This window comes from Streptomyces sp. GESEQ-35, from assembly GCF_017948485.1.
Taxonomy (GTDB): domain Bacteria; phylum Actinomycetota; class Actinomycetes; order Streptomycetales; family Streptomycetaceae; genus Streptomyces.
This window is the reverse complement of sequence record NZ_JAFFSX010000004.1, coordinates 117,586-132,810: the sequence shown is the minus strand read 5'-3', so window position 1 is coordinate 132,810 and position 15,225 is coordinate 117,586. Positions and strand designations below refer to the sequence as shown.

Annotated in this window: 13 protein-coding genes and 1 pseudogene; 7 read left to right on the top strand and 7 right to left on the bottom strand. The window is 69.6% G+C overall.

The features are described 5' to 3' along the window. Positions 1-101 precede the first annotated feature (101 nt). From KCH87_RS09975 to KCH87_RS09965, 3 genes are read left to right on the top strand one after another with little or no spacing between them, the layout of a single operon-like run. On the top strand, positions 102-626 hold the full coding sequence (locus tag KCH87_RS09975) for a PadR family transcriptional regulator (RefSeq protein WP_210585598.1): 525 nt from the start codon (positions 102-104) through the stop codon (positions 624-626). Next, positions 623-1,309, top strand: a complete 687-nt coding sequence (locus tag KCH87_RS09970; protein ID WP_210585597.1) for an ABC transporter ATP-binding protein — start codon at positions 623-625, stop codon at positions 1,307-1,309. Before KCH87_RS09975 ends, KCH87_RS09970 begins: the two co-directional genes overlap by 4 nt. Then, complete coding sequence (locus tag KCH87_RS09965; protein WP_210585596.1) at positions 1,306-3,657, top strand: ABC transporter permease; 2,352 nt, start codon at positions 1,306-1,308, stop codon at positions 3,655-3,657. The genes KCH87_RS09970 and KCH87_RS09965 overlap by 4 nt, the downstream gene beginning before the upstream one ends. Positions 3,658-3,772: 115 nt before the next feature. Here KCH87_RS09965 and KCH87_RS09960 read toward each other — a convergent pair whose 3' ends face one another. After that, positions 3,773-4,720, bottom strand: a complete 948-nt coding sequence (locus KCH87_RS09960; protein WP_374198986.1) for a LysR substrate-binding domain-containing protein — start codon at positions 4,718-4,720, stop codon at positions 3,773-3,775. A gap of 133 nt (positions 4,721-4,853) precedes the next feature. On the opposite strand from KCH87_RS09960, the gene KCH87_RS09955 reads away from it, so the two are divergent. Together KCH87_RS09955 and KCH87_RS09950 are read left to right on the top strand one after the other, a co-directional pair. Next, complete coding sequence (locus tag KCH87_RS09955; protein ID WP_210585595.1) at positions 4,854-5,408, top strand: peroxiredoxin; 555 nt, start codon at positions 4,854-4,856, stop codon at positions 5,406-5,408. Between the two features lie 5 nt (positions 5,409-5,413). Beyond that, positions 5,414-5,947, top strand: a complete 534-nt coding sequence (locus KCH87_RS09950; RefSeq protein ID WP_210585594.1) for an alkyl hydroperoxide reductase — start codon at positions 5,414-5,416, stop codon at positions 5,945-5,947. Positions 5,948-6,078: 131 nt separating this feature from the next. On the opposite strand, the gene KCH87_RS09945 is transcribed toward KCH87_RS09950, so the two are convergent. The 4 genes from KCH87_RS09945 to KCH87_RS09930 form a co-directional block, all read right to left on the bottom strand. After that, complete coding sequence (locus KCH87_RS09945) at positions 6,079-7,431, bottom strand: AI-2E family transporter (RefSeq protein WP_210585593.1); 1,353 nt, start codon at positions 7,429-7,431, stop codon at positions 6,079-6,081. Positions 7,432-7,571: 140 nt separating this feature from the next. Beyond that, positions 7,572-8,267, bottom strand: a complete 696-nt coding sequence (locus KCH87_RS09940) for a transglycosylase SLT domain-containing protein (RefSeq protein ID WP_308298799.1) — start codon at positions 8,265-8,267, stop codon at positions 7,572-7,574. A gap of 429 nt (positions 8,268-8,696) precedes the next feature. After that, positions 8,697-10,022, bottom strand: coding sequence for a PhoH family protein (locus KCH87_RS09935; protein WP_210585591.1), 1,326 nt, complete (start codon positions 10,020-10,022; stop codon positions 8,697-8,699). Between the two features lie 324 nt (positions 10,023-10,346). Next, on the bottom strand, positions 10,347-11,120 hold the full coding sequence (locus KCH87_RS09930; RefSeq protein ID WP_210585590.1) for an isoprenyl transferase: 774 nt from the start codon (positions 11,118-11,120) through the stop codon (positions 10,347-10,349). A 772-nt stretch (positions 11,121-11,892) separates the two neighbouring features. Here KCH87_RS09930 and KCH87_RS09925 point away from each other — a divergent pair. Then, a pseudogene (locus KCH87_RS09925) lies at positions 11,893-13,079 on the top strand (winged helix DNA-binding domain-containing protein). A 4-nt stretch (positions 13,080-13,083) separates the two neighbouring features. On the opposite strand, the gene KCH87_RS09920 reads toward KCH87_RS09925, so the two are convergent. After that, positions 13,084-13,833: a class I SAM-dependent methyltransferase gene (locus KCH87_RS09920; protein WP_210585589.1), complete on the bottom strand. Its 750-nt coding sequence runs from the start codon at positions 13,831-13,833 to the stop codon at positions 13,084-13,086. A 51-nt stretch (positions 13,834-13,884) separates the two neighbouring features. Continuing rightward, positions 13,885-14,763 carry an LLM class flavin-dependent oxidoreductase gene (locus KCH87_RS09915; RefSeq protein WP_210585588.1) on the bottom strand — a complete coding sequence of 293 codons (879 nt, stop codon included), beginning with the start codon at positions 14,761-14,763 and terminating at the stop codon, positions 13,885-13,887. A gap of 87 nt (positions 14,764-14,850) precedes the next feature. Here KCH87_RS09915 and KCH87_RS09910 point away from each other — a divergent pair, with 87 nt between their 5' ends. After that, positions 14,851-15,225 carry a DUF192 domain-containing protein gene (locus KCH87_RS09910; RefSeq protein WP_210585587.1) on the top strand — a complete coding sequence of 125 codons (375 nt, stop codon included), beginning with the start codon at positions 14,851-14,853 and terminating at the stop codon, positions 15,223-15,225.

Below are 15,225 nucleotides of genomic sequence, written 5' to 3'. Positions count from 1 at the left end.
ATCGTGACAATCGCCCCCCACCTGCACCGTCGTACGCCCCGTGCCGCTCTACACACTCGACGTATACACATGGGGTATACCCCCTGCGTACAGTCCTCCCCATGTCCATCGGTCACACCCTCCTGGGGCTCCTGGAGTCAGGCCCGCGTCACGGCTACGACCTGAAGCGGGCCTTCGACGAGAAGTTCGGTCACGACCGGCCGCTGCACTACGGCCAGGTCTACTCGACGATGTCCCGACTGCTGAAGAACGGGCTCGTAGAAGTCGACGGCATCGAGCCCGGCGGCGGTCCTGAGCGCAAGCGGTACGCGATCACCGAAGCCGGCATCACCGACGTACAGCGCTGGCTGGCGACGCCGGAGAAGCCGGAGCCGTATCTCCAGTCGACCCTCTACACCAAGGTCGTTCTCGCGCTGCTGACGCACCGGAACGCCGCCGACATCCTCGACACGCAGCGCTCCGAGCATCTGCGGATGATGCGGATACTCACCGACCGCAAGCGCAAGGGCGATCTCGCGGACCAGCTGATCTGCGACCACGCCCTGTTCCATCTCGAAGCCGATCTGCGCTGGCTGGAACTGACCGCCGCGCGGCTCGACAAGCTCGCTGAGGCGGTGACCCGATGACCCCCGCAGGCTCCCTGCTCGTCGCGACCGATCTGCGCAAGGCGTACGGTCCGACCACCGCCCTCGACGGCGCCGAGTTCTCCATCCACCCCGGCGAGGTCGTCGCCGTGATGGGCCCCTCGGGCTCCGGAAAGTCGACCCTGCTGCACTGCCTCGCGGGCATCGTGCCGCCGGACTCCGGGTCCATCGTCTACGGCGGCCGTGAGATGGCCAGGATGAGCGATGCCGAGCGCAGTGCGCTGCGGCGGAGCGAGTTCGGGTTCGTGTTCCAGTTCGGCCAGTTGGTGCCGGAGTTGACCTGCGTCGAGAACGTAGCCCTGCCGCTGCGGCTCAACGGGACGAGCCGCAAGGAGGCCGAGCGGACCGCCCTGTCCTGGATGGAGCGGCTGGAGGTCGACGATCTGCGCAAGAAGCGGCCCGGCGAGGTGTCCGGCGGTCAGGGGCAGCGGGTCGCCGTGGCCCGGGCGCTGGTCACCAGCCCCCGCATGCTGTTCGCCGACGAGCCGACCGGCGCGCTCGACTCGCTCAACGGCGAGCGGGTGATGGAGCTGCTCACGGACGCCGCCCGGTCCACCAACGCCGCCGTCGTGCTGGTCACGCACGAGGCGCGGGTGGCCGCGTACTCGGACCGCGAGATCGTCGTACGGGACGGCAAGTCCCGGGACATGGAGCGCGTCGTATGAGGATGCGGCAGTGGGCGAGGGACCTGGGTCTGGGCGTCAGGTTCGCGTTCGCCGGGGGACGCGAGGGCTGGGTCCGGGTCCTGCTGACGGGTGTCGGCGTCGGACTCGGGGTGGCGCTGCTGCTGTTGACCACGGCGCTCCCGAGCGCGCTGGACGCCCGGCACGGCCGGGAGGCGGCCCGGTCGGACATCAACTACGGCGCGAAGGAAATACCGAAGGCGGACAACACCCTGCTGCTCGCGAGCAGTGGTACGACCTTCCGCGACAAGAGCATCCGCGGACGGGACATGCAGCCCGAGGGTCCGAAGGCGCCGCTGCCGCCGGGCGTGGAGAGGTTCCCGGCGGTCGGCGAGATGGTGGTCTCCCCCGCGCTGAAGAAGCTGCTCGGCTCCGACGAGGGGAAGCTGCTGCGGGAGCGGCTGCCGCAGAAGATCGCCGGGACCATCGGGGAGAGCGGGCTGATCGGCCCGACCGAACTCGCCTTCTACCGAGGCAGCGACGGTCTCTCTCCGCGGTCCGACGGCAGCAGCGTGGCCCCTGGCGATCAAGTGGTACGGATCGCGAAGTTCGGGGACCAGACCTCAAGCTCTGACCCGCTGGATCCCGTTCTGCTCCTGCTGATCCTCGTCGTCTTCGTCGTGCTGCTGATGCCGGTCGCCGTGTTCATCGCCGCGGCCGTACGGTTCGGCGGCGAGCGGCGCGACCGGCGGCTCGCGGCACTGCGGCTGGTCGGCTCCGACAGCGGGATGACCCGGCGGGTGGCCGCGGGTGAGGCGCTCGCGGGCGCCGCGCTCGGGCTGGTCTTCGGTACGGGCTTCTTCCTGGTCGGCCGTGAGATCGCGGGCAGCCTGGAGGTGTTCGAGGTCAGCGTCTTCCCGAGCTACCTCGATCCCTCGCCCGCGCTGGCTGTGCTGGTCGCGCTCGTGGTGATGGCGGCCGCGGTGCTGGTCACGCTGTTCGCGCTGCGCGGGGTGGTGATCGAGCCGCTCGGTGTCGTCCGTACGGCGAAGCCCGCGCGGCGTCGGCTGTGGTGGCGGCTGCTGCTGCCGCTGGCCGGGCTCGGGATGCTCTACCCGATGGTCGGCCAGGGCCGGGACGGCGGGGACTTCAACCAGTACCTGGTGATCGGCGGCGTCCTGCTGCTGCTCGTCGGCGTGACCGCGCTGCTGCCGTGGATCGTGGAGGCGGTCGTCGGCAAGCTCGGCTCGGGCGGCATCGCCTGGCAACTGGCCGTGCGCAGGCTTCAGTTGAGCAGCGGCACGGCGGCCCGCATGGTCAACGGCATCGCGGTCGCGGTGGCGGGGGCGATCGCGCTCCAGATGCTGTTCGCCGGGGTCGAGGGCGACTACACCAAGCCGACGGGCAAGGACGTGGACCGGGTGCAGATGCAGGTGTCCGTGCCGGACGGAACGCCCCTCGCACAGTCCGCGGCGAAGTTCCGGGACACCGAGGGGGTGCGCCGGGTCTACGCGTACTCCGAGGGCTACGTCGGCGAGAGGCGCATGGACGCCGAGCTCAGCGCCCAGGTCACCGTCGGCGACTGTGCCTCGCTGCGTGAGGTGACGGGCCTGACCTCGTGCCGCGACGGGGACGTGTTCGCCGTACAGGGCGCCGAGAGCGACACGAAGACGGAAGCGCTGGCGAAGCCCGGCACCACGGTGTACTTCGACTCGGGGTACACGGACGGCCCCAAGACCACGCCGGTCGCCTGGACCGTGCCGTCGACCGTGAAGAAGGCAACGGCCCGCGAGGACATGACCGGCTTTGAGCGGGGCGGCTTCATGGTCACGCCGAAGGCGCTGCCCGCGGCGATCGCGCCGGAACTGACCGGCCAGATCTACCTCAACCTGGACGAGTCCGTACCAGACGTACAGGACCTGGTACGCAACACGGCGGCCACGATCGACCCGATCAACGAGCCGATGATGTGGGCCTCCAGCAACCGCTCCGAGCGCTACGACTCCATCCGCACCGGCCTGTTCGTCGGCGCCGCCTGTGTGCTGGCGCTGATCGGTGCGAGCCTGCTGGTCTCGCAGCTGGAGCAGTTGCGCGAGCGCAAGAAGCTGCTGTCGTCGCTGGTCGCCTTCGGCACCCGGCGGCGCACGCTGAGCCTGTCGGTGCTGTGGCAGACGGCGATCCCGGTCGCGCTCGGCCTGCTGCTGGCCTCGGTGGTCGGTCTCACCCTGGGCGCGGTGCTGCTCAAGATGTCGGACACCGCGATCACCGTGGACTGGGCGAGCGTGCTGACGATGACCGGCACCGGCGCGGCGGTCGTCCTCGCCGTGACGCTCCTCAGCCTGCCGCCACTGCTCCGGCTGATGCGGCCGGACGGGCTGCGTACGGAGTAGCTGAGCGCTGGCTGGAAGTACCGCGCTGGTGCCGTCGGTCGTCTGCGGCGCCGTCGTGGCTGGTCGCGCAGTTCCCCGCGCCCCTTCGGGGCGCTGCCGACTTCACCCTACCTACTCAGTCACCGTTCTCCACCACCCGTACGGGAAGCGGCCGCAGCGCCTCACGGAGCGCTGCGGCCAATTCCTCGTACTCCGCTCCTCGCGCCGCCCCCGCCCGCATCGCGAGGGCGATCCGGCGGGTGGGCGCGGGTTCGGCGAAGTAGCCGGTGAGGAGTTGGTTGCTGCGGGTCGTCTCGACCTTGACGGCGGTGCGCGGCAGCAGGGTCACGCCGAGCCCGCCGGCGACGAGCTGGACGAGGGTGGACAGTCCGGCGGCGGTCGTGGTGACGGGTGCATCCGCACGGCCCGCCTCCCGGCAGATGTCGAGTGCCTGGTCGCGCAGACAGTGACCCTCGTCGAGCAGCAGGAGATTGAGTTCGCGCAGCACCTCGCGCGGGATGCCCTCCCGGCCGCCGAGCGCGTGATCGAGGGGCGTGACGAGCACGAAGTCCTCGTCGAACAGCGGGAGTTCGGCGACTCCCGGCACGCCGAGGGGCACGGCGAGCAGCAGCAGGTCGAGCCGTCCGCTGGTGAGGCCGTCGACCAGGTTGGCGGTCTGCTCCTCGTGCACCTGGAGGTCGAGGTCCGGGTACCGGTCGTGGATGAGTCGCAGCACGGTCGGCAGGACGTACGGCGCGACGGTCGGGATGACCCCGAGGCGCAGCACCCCGGTGAACGGGGCCCGGACCGCCTCAGCCTCCTCCAGCAGCGCCGACACTTCCCCCAGCACCGCCTTGGCGCGCACGGCGAGACGCTCGCCGGCGGGCGAGAGCAGCACCTTGCGGGTCGTCCGCTCCAGCAGCGTCACGCCGAGGGTCTCCTCCAGCGCGGAGACGGCACCGGACAGGGCGGGCTGGCTCATGCCGATCGCGGCGGCGGCATCCCGGAAGTGGAGATGGTCGGCGACGGCGGCGAAGGCACGCAGCTGGGCGAGGCTGGGCTGCCTCCTTTTACTTACGGTCACTGATAGCTCCCTCCGATCAACTCGACCAAGTGTAGCTATTTCCATAATCAATGCAGCATGTGCAAGCATCGATCATGTCCAACCCGAGGGAAACGCCCACACAATGGGCGTTTCCTCGCTGCAAGGAGAGTTAGTGCTCACTGTCGGTGACAAGTTCCCCGAGTTCGAACTGGCCGCCTGCGTCTCGCTGGAGAAGGGCAAGGAGTTCGAGACGATCAACCACAAGACCTACGAGGGCAAGTGGAAGATCGTGTTCGCCTGGCCGAAGGACTTCACCTTCGTCTGCCCGACCGAGATCGCGGCCTTCGGCAAGCTGAACGAGGAGTTCGCCGACCGCGACGCACAGATCCTCGGCTTCTCCGGTGACTCGGAGTTCGTGCACCACGCCTGGCGCAAGGACCACGACGACCTGCGCGACCTGCCGTTCCCGATGATGGCCGACTCCAGGCACGAGCTGATGCGCGACCTCGGCATCGAGGGCGAGGACGGCTTCGCCAAGCGCGCGGTCTTCGTCGTCGACCAGAACAACGAGATCCAGTTCACCATGGTGACCGCCGGCTCCGTCGGGCGTAACCCCAAGGAGGTCCTGCGGGTCCTGGACGCCCTCCAGACCGACGAGCTGTGCCCGTGCAACTGGAGCAAGGGCGACGAGACGCTGGACCCGGTCGCCCTGCTGGCCGGAGAGTGACGGACATGTCCCTCGACACCCTCAAGTCCGCCGTACCGGACTACGCCAAGGACCTGAAGCTCAACCTGGGCTCGGTCATCGGCAATTCGGACCTCCCGGCCCAGCAGCTGTGGGGCACGGTCCTGGCCACGGCCATCGCGTCGCGCTCCCCCATCGTCCTGCGCGAGCTGGCACCCGAGGCGAGGGCGAACCTCACGCCGGAGGCGTACACGGCGGCCAGGTCCGCCGCCGCGGTCATGGCGATGAACAACGTCTTCTACCGCACCCGCCACCTGCTCTCCGACCACGAGTACGGCACCCTGCGCGCCGGCCTCCGTATGAACGTCATCGGCAACCCCGGTGTCGACAAGGTCGACTTCGAGCTGTGGTCCTTCGCCGTCTCGGCCATCAACGGCTGCGGCATGTGCCTGGACTCCCACGAGCAGGTCCTGCGCAAGGCGGGCGTGGACCGCGAGGTCATCCAGGAGGCCTTCAAGATCGCCTCGGTGATCCAGGCGGTCGGTGTGACGCTGGACGCGGAAGCGGTGCTCTCCGAGTAACGACGCAGATTCTCGCCCCCGCTTTGTCCTCAAACGCCGGACGGGCTGAATTTTCAGCCCGTCCGGCGTTTGAGGACGAGGCCATTCAGGCCGAAGCGGGGGTCTGGGGGCGGCAGCCCCCAGGGACGGGGCTACGACGGGGCCGCGTCCGACGGCGGCGTGGGCTGCACCGGCGCCACATCCATCGCGGTGGCCCCCCTCGGCCGCGGGGACTGCCGCAGCGCCGCCTCCTGGGAGTACGACTTCAGATAGCTGACCACCGTGTTCGTCACCGCCACCAGCGGCACCGCGACGATCGCACCGCCGATGCCCGCGACCAGGCCACCCGCCGCCACCGACAGCACCACGGCCAGCGGATGGACGCGGACCGCCCGCCCGAGGATGAACGGCTGGAGGATGTGGCCCTCGATCTGCTGGACCGCGAGCACGACCGCCAGTGTCATCACCGCGGTGAAGACGCCCTGGGTCACCAGCGCCACCACGACCGCCAGGGCGCCCGAGGCCACCGCGCCCACCAGCGGGATGAAGGAGAACAGGAAGATGAAGACGGCCAGTGGGACGGCCATCGGCACGTCCAGGAAGTAGATGCCGATACCGATGAAGACGGCGTCGATCAGGGCCACCAGCACCGTGCCGCGCACATAGGCCGTGAGCGTCCGCCATGCGCGCGGGCCGGCACCGGCCACGCCCGGACGGGCGGCCGCCGGCACGAGCTTCAGCGACCACTGCCAGATGCGCTTGCCGTCATAGAGGAGGAACAGCGTCGAGAAGACCGCCAGCAGGATGCCGGTGAGCGCCTCGACGATCACCGTCACGCCTTCGAGGCCCGCGGACGTGATCTCGTCGGTGTTGGCGCCGATCGCCTCCCGCAGATTCTCGGCGATGTCGTTGATCTGCTTGTCGGTGACGTGGAACGGGCTGTTGAGCAGCCAGTTGCGCAACTCGTCGATGCCGTCCTGGACCTGGTCGGAGAGGTTGTCGATGTTCTCCATGACCTGCCAGGTCACAAACCAGCCGATCAGCCCCATCACCACGAAGCCGAGGATCGCGGCGAGCGCGGTGGCGATGCCGCGCGGCACGCCGTATCGCCGCAGCCGCGTCACCGCGGGCTCCAGCAGCGCGGTGATCAGCAGCGCGGCCACGAACGACAGCACCACGAGCTGGACGGCGCTGATGACCCGCATCAGCACCCACAGCGTGCCCGCGAGGACCAGCAGCCGCCAGCCGGCCTCCGCGGCGACCCGGACCCCCCACGGCACGGCGAGCGCCGGGTCGGGACGGTCGGAGCGGGGCGCGATCTCAGGGGCGTAGTCGGGCGGCGGCGGGATCCGGTCCGGAGTTTCGTCCGGGGCCTTGGCAGCCACCGACGCGGTCACCGGCTCGGCGTCCGCCCGCTCCACCTCGGCGCGGCGCTCGTCCAGCCGCTCTCCCATTTCGGTCAGTCCGGCGCCCAGCCGACTGAGCCACCCTGGCACTCGCGACATGATCCGTCCCTTGCCCCCGTCTGTCCCCACCACTCCCCCCGGAGTCGTCCGGTCCGACCGTACATGCCGTACGTGGCGAGAGCCGAAAGCCCCTCACCGAAGGACGGTGAGGGGCTCGGAAAGGTTGAGCGAACGGCGGCTCAGTACCAGTTGTTGGCCTGCCAGAAGGACCAGGCGTCGCACGGGCTGCCGTAGCGGTCGTTCATGTAGCTGAGGCCCCACTTGATCTGCGTGGCCGGGTTGGTCTGCCAGTCGGAGCCGGCGGACGACATCTTGGAGCCGGGCAGCGCCTGGAAGAGGCCGTAGGCACCGGAGGAGGCGTTGACGGCCTGGTAGTTCCAGCTGGACTCGTGGTCCACGATGTTGCTGAAGCACTGGTACTGGTCGCTCGCCACCATCGACTGCGCCATCGACTGGATCTCTCCGATGGAGTACGAGCTCTGGGGGGTGAAGTCGGAGGCGTCACGCGTGGCACTGCGGCTGGCCGCTTCTTCTGCCTCTGCGCGCTCCTTGGCCTCCTGCGCCGCCTGTTCGGCGGCTTCCTTCTTCGCGACCGCGGACTCGGCGGCGGCCTTGCGGGCTGCCTCCTCGGCGTCCTTCTTGGCGGTCGTGTCCGCGGCGATGGCCTGGGTCTCGGCCTGCTGAGTGAGGGATGTGGTCTGGACCTGGGCCTGCTGGCCCGCGGGTATGTCCGCGAGCAGCGTCAGGTCGGCTGCCGCCGCTTCGGCGTCGTTGTTCTGCGCGGTGCTGCCCGAGGCAACGCCGACGACACTTCCGACAGCGGTGACCGCGGTGGCCGAGGCCACTGCGAATCCCCGGACCGAAATCCGGCTCACACGGTTTCCTTCCAGCATCGCCCGCTTCGGTGACCCTGGCGGACGCAATCGTGCCCCTGAACGCTGGCCTCCCAACTGCGGGGTCACGGGAGGCACGGGCCCGGTGGGCAACTCCCGCGAGGGGAGCGCCGCATGGTGCTCGGGCGGCATACGACGGAGCTATGGAGTTGGCGGTGATGCCTGGGTGGTGCCGTACCGCTGGGGGTACAGGTGAGTCGTATGCGGGGCCTGACAGGAATGAGACTCTGCCGCACCCGGACGCCGGGTGGCAATTCTGAGTTGCGTGTGAAAGCTCACATCCCGTTTGACCCAAGGGATTTTGAGAAAGCACGACGCGCGAAGGCGCCGCCCAACTAGGCTCTGAGCCTTTGCTGGACGGCGCCAACTACCAAGTAACCGGCCCTAATTGGGCATCGGTTGCCAGATCCCTCAGATCGTCCCGTCTTCGAGCATTTCGGTCACAAGCGCTGCGATCTGGGACCTCTCGGACCGCGTGAGCGTGACATGCGCGAAGAGCGGATGCCCCTTCAGCTTCTCGACGACGGCGACGACACCGTCGTACCGACCGACTCGCAGATTGTCCCGCTGAGCCACGTCATGGGTCAGAACGACCCGTGAATTGGCGCCGATTCGGGACAGAACGGTCAGCAGTACGTTCCGCTCCAGGGACTGCGCCTCGTCCACGATGACGAACGCGTCGTGCAGCGAGCGTCCGCGGATGTGGGTGAGGGGCAGGACCTCGAGCATCCCGCGCGCGGTGACCTCTTCGATGACCTCGCGGCTGGTGACCGCGGACAGGGTGTCGAAGACCGCCTGGGCCCAGGGGCTCATCTTCTCGGCCTCGGAGCCCGGCAGATAGCCGAGCTCCTGCCCGCCCACCGCGTACAGCGGACGGAAGACCATGATCTTCTGGTGCTGACGGCGCTCCAGAACCGCTTCCAGGCCCGCGCAGAGTGCCAGCGCCGACTTGCCGGTGCCGGCCCGGCCGCCCATCGAGAGGATCCCGATGTCCGGGTCGAGGAGCAGATCCAGCGCGATGCGCTGCTCCGCGCTCCTGCCCTTGATGCCGAACGCCTCGCGATCCCCGCGTACGAGCCGGATATTGCCCTCGGGCGTCATCCGTCCCAGCGCCTTGCCGCGCTCGGACTGGATGGTGAGCCCGGTGTGCACGGGAAGGCCGGACGCCTCGGGGACGTAGACCGTCCCCTCCTCGAAGAGGATGTCCACCTGCTCGCCCGGCAGGACCAGTTCGGACATTCCGGTCCAACCGGAGGAGTCCGTGATGGCGAGCTCGGCGCGGTACTCCTCGGCGAGAAGACCGACCGAGGACGCCTTGATCCTGAGCGGAAGGTCCTTCGACACAACGGTGACGTCGAACCCCTCGGCCTGCAGATTGCGGGCGACCGCGAGGATGCGGGAGTCGTTGTCCCCCAGGCGGTAGCCGGTCGGCAGAACGCTGGGGTCCGAGTGGTTGAGCTCGACACGGACGTGCCCGCCGAGATCCCCGATCGGGATGGGGGCGTCGAGGCGACCGTGCCGGACCCGGAAGTCGTCCAGCAGGCGCAGGGCCTGCCGGGCGAAGTACCCGAGTTCGGGATGGTGCCGTTTGGCCTCCAACTCCGTCACCACGACGATCGGAAGCACAACCTCGTGCTCGTCGAAGCGGCTCAGGGCGTTCGGGTCGGCCAGCAGGACGCTGGTGTCGAGAACATAAGTGCGCCGGTCGGGCTTGTGGCGCTTTGTGCTGGTCACCACGGAAGGACGTACCCCCTCGGAAGAGGTCGGGGAGCGACGGAGAGGAGCTGGACCGGTCGACGGCCGCGATGCACGGGCCGAGAACCGGCCCTCCGCTGCTTCGTCCGTGCGGTGAACGCACGATCGGGCTGGTGCAAAGGGCCTCCCGGGCGGACGGCCCCGTGCCGTCCGCTGAGATCCGACACCCGTGGTTCGGGTGTCGACCTGTCTGGCTTATGCCCTCGAACGTGCGATGCCATGCCACGCCGAATGACGGCGCCCTGGTGAACTCTTTGTTACTTCCGCCCCAGAGACGGTGACTTTCCTCGCCCGGGGTACGCCGGATCAGCCTCCGTAACGGCGGTGGCGCGCAGCGTAGTCACGCATGGCGCGCAGGAAGTCGACCTTGCGGAAGGCCGGCCAGAAGACCTCACAGAAGTAGTACTCGGAGTGGGCCGTCTGCCAGAGCATGAATCCGGACAGCCGCTGCTCGCCACTGGTGCGGATGACGATGTCCGGGTCGGGCTGGGCACCGGTGTAGAGGTGCCGGCCGATGGTCTCGACGTCGACGGCGTCGGCGAGCTCCTCCAGCGAGGTGCCCTTGTCGGAGGCGTCGAGGAGCATCGAGCGCACGGCGTCGGCGATCTCCTGGCGACCGCCGTAACCGATGGCGACGTTGACGACTATGCCTTCGATGCCCGCCGTGGTCTCCTCGGCTTCCTTGAGGGTGGTCTGCATCTGCTGCGGCAGCAGATCAGGCGTGCCGACGTGGTGGACACGCCAGCGCCCGTCGGCGGCGAGGGTGCGGACGACGTCCTCGATGATGCCGAGGAGCGGAACGAGTTCCTCCTGCGGCCGGTCGAAGTTGTCCGTCGACAGCAGCCAGAGGGTGACGACCTCGACGTCCGTCTCGCTGCACCAGCCGAGGAACTCCTCGATCTTCTCGGCGCCTGCCCGGTGACCGTGCACGGTGGTGGAACCCGCCGCCTTCGCCCAGCGTCGGTTGCCATCCATGATGACGCCGATGTGCTTGGGCACCTGAGCGTGGTCCAGGTGGCCTTCCACCCGGCGTGCGTACAGCCTGACGAGCAGGCTGCGCAGCTTGTCGCGCAGGTTCACGTGATTGTCAGCCCCTCCGTGCGGATGCGGTCCCCGCGGGTTGAGGGTACCGCCGTGGGGGTTGGGGCCCTATTCCGGGTGCGGGTTGGCTGTGGTTGCAGCGGACGCACCATTGAAGATCCCGTCCGGACACAAAAAACGGGCCGGTCCGTGGGGGGGATACGGACCGGCCCGAGGGGGGGTTTCCACCATAACCCTTCGTAAGTGATGCTGCGTGCATCGGCGTGCCACAACTACTCTCCGGAGTTGCCCGGCGACGACGCGGTGGCCGCAAATGGCCTCGTTCTGGGCGGGCTCATGGCCGGATCACAGCGGATTCTCAGGGTGATCGGGCGGGATATGGGGAGATGTGGAGGTTTTGCCGGGCCTGGGTGGTGGCTCGGCGGGTTGCCCATGGGTCCCCCGGGCGGGTGACCCCGTCAGCGAACGTCCACTTGACGGCGAAGAGGCTCTCGGCCGGGCTTTGCCGAGGGGGCGCATACGACGTCAACGGGTGTACGCGGCACCGCGCAGCCCCCTCCGCTGCGCGGCACCACCCCGCGTAGCTTTGCTGACGCGAATTACCTTGGTCTGAACTTACGTGAAGCCCAGGCCGGGCGCGAGCCACCTGCGATAACAATGTGGAAACTGCGCACGGCCCGTGAATACGAAGGGTGAATCTTTACCAAGGCGCCAATAGCCCGATTTGCACACACTTGGACTCGATGGCTCCCTCGGCCCAGCGGCCTTGCAGAGGACGGCTTCCGGCCTACTTCCGTCCTAGCGTCGTCGCATGACCCTGAGGATCAGTTGGCACGAGGCGAGCGCACGCCGGCTGGAACGGCAATTCCTGGCCAACCCTGCGAAAGCGGGTCGGGACGTGGCCTCCGTGGTCTCCGCCATGCTCGGCGCGCATGCGCAGGTGCTGTCCGCGGCGGAGGTGTCGGTGGGGGTGCGGACGGTCGGTGTGACACGGGCCGACGTACGTGCCGCGCTCTGGGGAGACCGCTCGCTGGTGAAGACACACGGCCCGCGCGGCACGGTGCATCTGCTCCCGGCCCATGAACTCCCGCTCTGGTGCGCCGCGCTGACGGCGATCCCGACGGGCCCGAGCCCCTTCGCGCCCGGTGCCCGTATGACGGAGGAGCAGGCGGCGCAGGTCGTGGCGGCGATCGGCGAGGCCCTGGACGGCGTATGCCTGACGGTGGACGAGCTGAGCGAGGAGGTCGTGGCGCGCACGGGTCCCTGGGCCGGGGACCGGGTGATGCCCGCGTTCCAGGACATGTGGCCGCGCTGGCGCCAGGTGATGCTCCCCCATAGCCTTAAGGGCATGGGGGGACCCCCACGGCCGGCCAGTCGGGTGCCCTGTGCTTCGGACCGAACCGCGGCCGCAAGGTGACGTACACCCGCCCGCCGGCCTTCGACCCACTGCCGCCGGGCCGGGCGCCGGCGATGCTCGTACAGCGCTATCTGCGCGCGTACGGTCCGGCGACACCGCAGAACTTCGCGAAATGGCTTGCGGCCGCACCGGCTTGGGCGGGTGCGGTGTTCGGCGGGCTCGCCGAGGCCGGGGAGATCGAGAAGGTGGACTTCGAGGGCGCGCCGGCGTGGGTGGCGGCGGGCGACACGGACTTCCCGGACGGCGGCGGGGCGAAGGGCGTACGTCTGCTGCCGTACTTCGACGCGTACGGCATCGCGGCGCAGCCGCGCGAGCGCCTGTTCCCGGGGGCGGCGTACGAGAGGGCGCTGGCCGGTGGCCAGGCGGGCAACTACCCGGTGCTGCTGGTCGACGGCGTGGTGGCGGGCGTGTGGCATCAGCGGCGCCAGGGCCGCCGTACGACTGTCACGGTGGAGTTGCTGGGGCGCCTGACGGCGCGGCAGGAGCGGGAGTTGGGGCTTCAGGTGGAGCGCGTGGGGGAAGTCCTGGAGGCGCGGCCGGAGTTGGTGGTCGGGAAGGTGACGGCGGGCCCGCACGCGTAGGGGACTATCCCGGTTTCCTCAGCTCCAGGAGATGGCGAGCGCTGTGGGCCACGAAGGGGCCTTCGGACTCGATCCGCGCGTGCAGGGCGCGGAGTCGGGGTTCGTACGCCTCGACGGTGAAGCCGGGGACCATCCAGATCACCTTGCGCAGGAAATGGACGACGGCGCCGATGTCGTAGAACTCCATACGGAGCCGTTCCGCGCGTACGCCGACGACTTCGAGCCCGGCGGCCCGGGCGTCGGCACACTCGTGGTCGGGGTGGCGGGCGTTGCTCTGTTCGTCGGGCAACGGCCCGAGGAAGTACTCGACGAGTTCGAAGACGCTGCGGGGCCCGACGTGCTGAGCGAAGTAGGTGGCGCCCGGGCGGAGGACGCGGGTGATCTCCGGCCAGTTGGGGCGTACGGGGTGCCGGCTGACGACGAGGTCGAAGGCCGCGTCCGCGAAGGGGAGCGCGGCGTCCTCGGGCGCGGCGACGACGGCGACGCCGCGGGGGCGGAGGAGGGCGGTGGCCCTGGCGACGTTGGGGGGCCAGCCTTCGGTGGCGATGGTGAGGCGGGGTGCGGCGGAGCCGGCGCGGAGGGCGAAGTCGAGGACCTCTCCCCCGCCGGTCTGGATGTCGAGGACAGCGGTCGTGCCGGGGAGTCGTACGGCCATGGACTCCGCGTAGCCCCATGAGGGCCGCGCCTCCGTGGCCCGCCCTTCGAACCAGGAGAAGTCCCAGCCGTCGGTGGGGTGGGAGACGGCTTCTGCCACGAGGTCTTCGTAGGTGCGGGGGTGGTGGGGATCGTCGGCCGGGGGGGACGCTCACGGGACCAGCGGCCTTACCTCTTCCGCCGCGAACCGCACGAACGCCTCGGGGTCGGGCTCGTCGCCGGTCGGCTGGAGGATGACCGTGTCGGCGCCGGCGTCGGCGAGTCGCTGGACGGCCTTGGCGACGGCCCCGGCGTCTCCGGCGACGCCCAGGTCCGGCACGGATGCGACGCCTTCGGCGGCGAGCTCGGCACGGAGCCGGGCGGCGGCGCCGGGCCCGGTGGCGGCAAGGAGATAGACGACGATCTTGTGCGGCTCGGTACGTCCGGCCGACTCCCGTCCCTCGTCGATGAGTTGCCGGGCCCGCCGGACACCCTCGGGCGGGGTGCTCGCGGTGAGGATGGTCCCGTCGGCGGCTTCACCGGCCAGCCGCAGCGAGCGGGGCCCGGTGACTCCGGCGAGGACGGGCGGCGCGGGATGGGCAGGCGGCCAGTCGAGCGCGACGTCGTCGAGCCTGACGTACCGCCCGTCGGTCGTGAGCCGCTCGCCGCGCAGCAGGGCGCGCAGGGCGAGGAGATGCTCACGCAGGAGGGTCACGGGTGACTCGACCCGGGCCCCCACCTGCCCCATCCAGTCCTGCACACCGTGCCCGACGCCGACGATGGCGCGCCCGGGGAACATCTGGTGCAGCGAGGCGACTTCCATCGCGGTGACGGCCACGTTCCTGAGGGGCACCGGGAGCAGCCCGACCCCGACGCTCACCCGCTCGGTCCAGGCGAGTGCGGCGGCCGCGGTCGAAATCCCGCCCTCCCGGAAGCAGTCCTCCCACAGCCAGAGCTCTTCGAGTCCCGTCTCGTCCGCGAGCCGGGCGATCTCGCGCAGCCTCTCGGGCGGCAGCTGAGGGCGGAACACGGCACCGAGTCCAGTCGTCATACGGCCTTACTACCCGGGCTGAGACACCACGGACAACATCTTTTCCGCGAGTCCCGCGAGTCCACCACCTTGTGTCACCCTGCTGGAATGCGACGGCGGTGGCGGGACGGACGGGGGAAGCTGGTCGTGCACGGGCGTGGCCCCGGAGATGTCGTCTCCGTTCCCCTGGAGATCGCCACGTCGTACCGCGCGCGGACCAAAGGGCTGTTGGGGCGGGACGCCGTCGACGGGGCGATGCTGCTCTCCCCCGCCAACAGCGTGCACACCTTCCGGATGCGGATCCCCATCGACGTCGCCTACCTCGACCGCGGCCTCATGGTCATCGCCGTGACGACCATGAGGCCCGGGCGGCTCGGGTTGCCCCGGCTTCGTGCTCGGCATGTGGTGGAGGCGGAGGCGGGGGTCATGGCGGGGTGGGGGTTGCGGGTCGGGGTTCGGGTGGGGGTCGAGGGTACGGAGTAG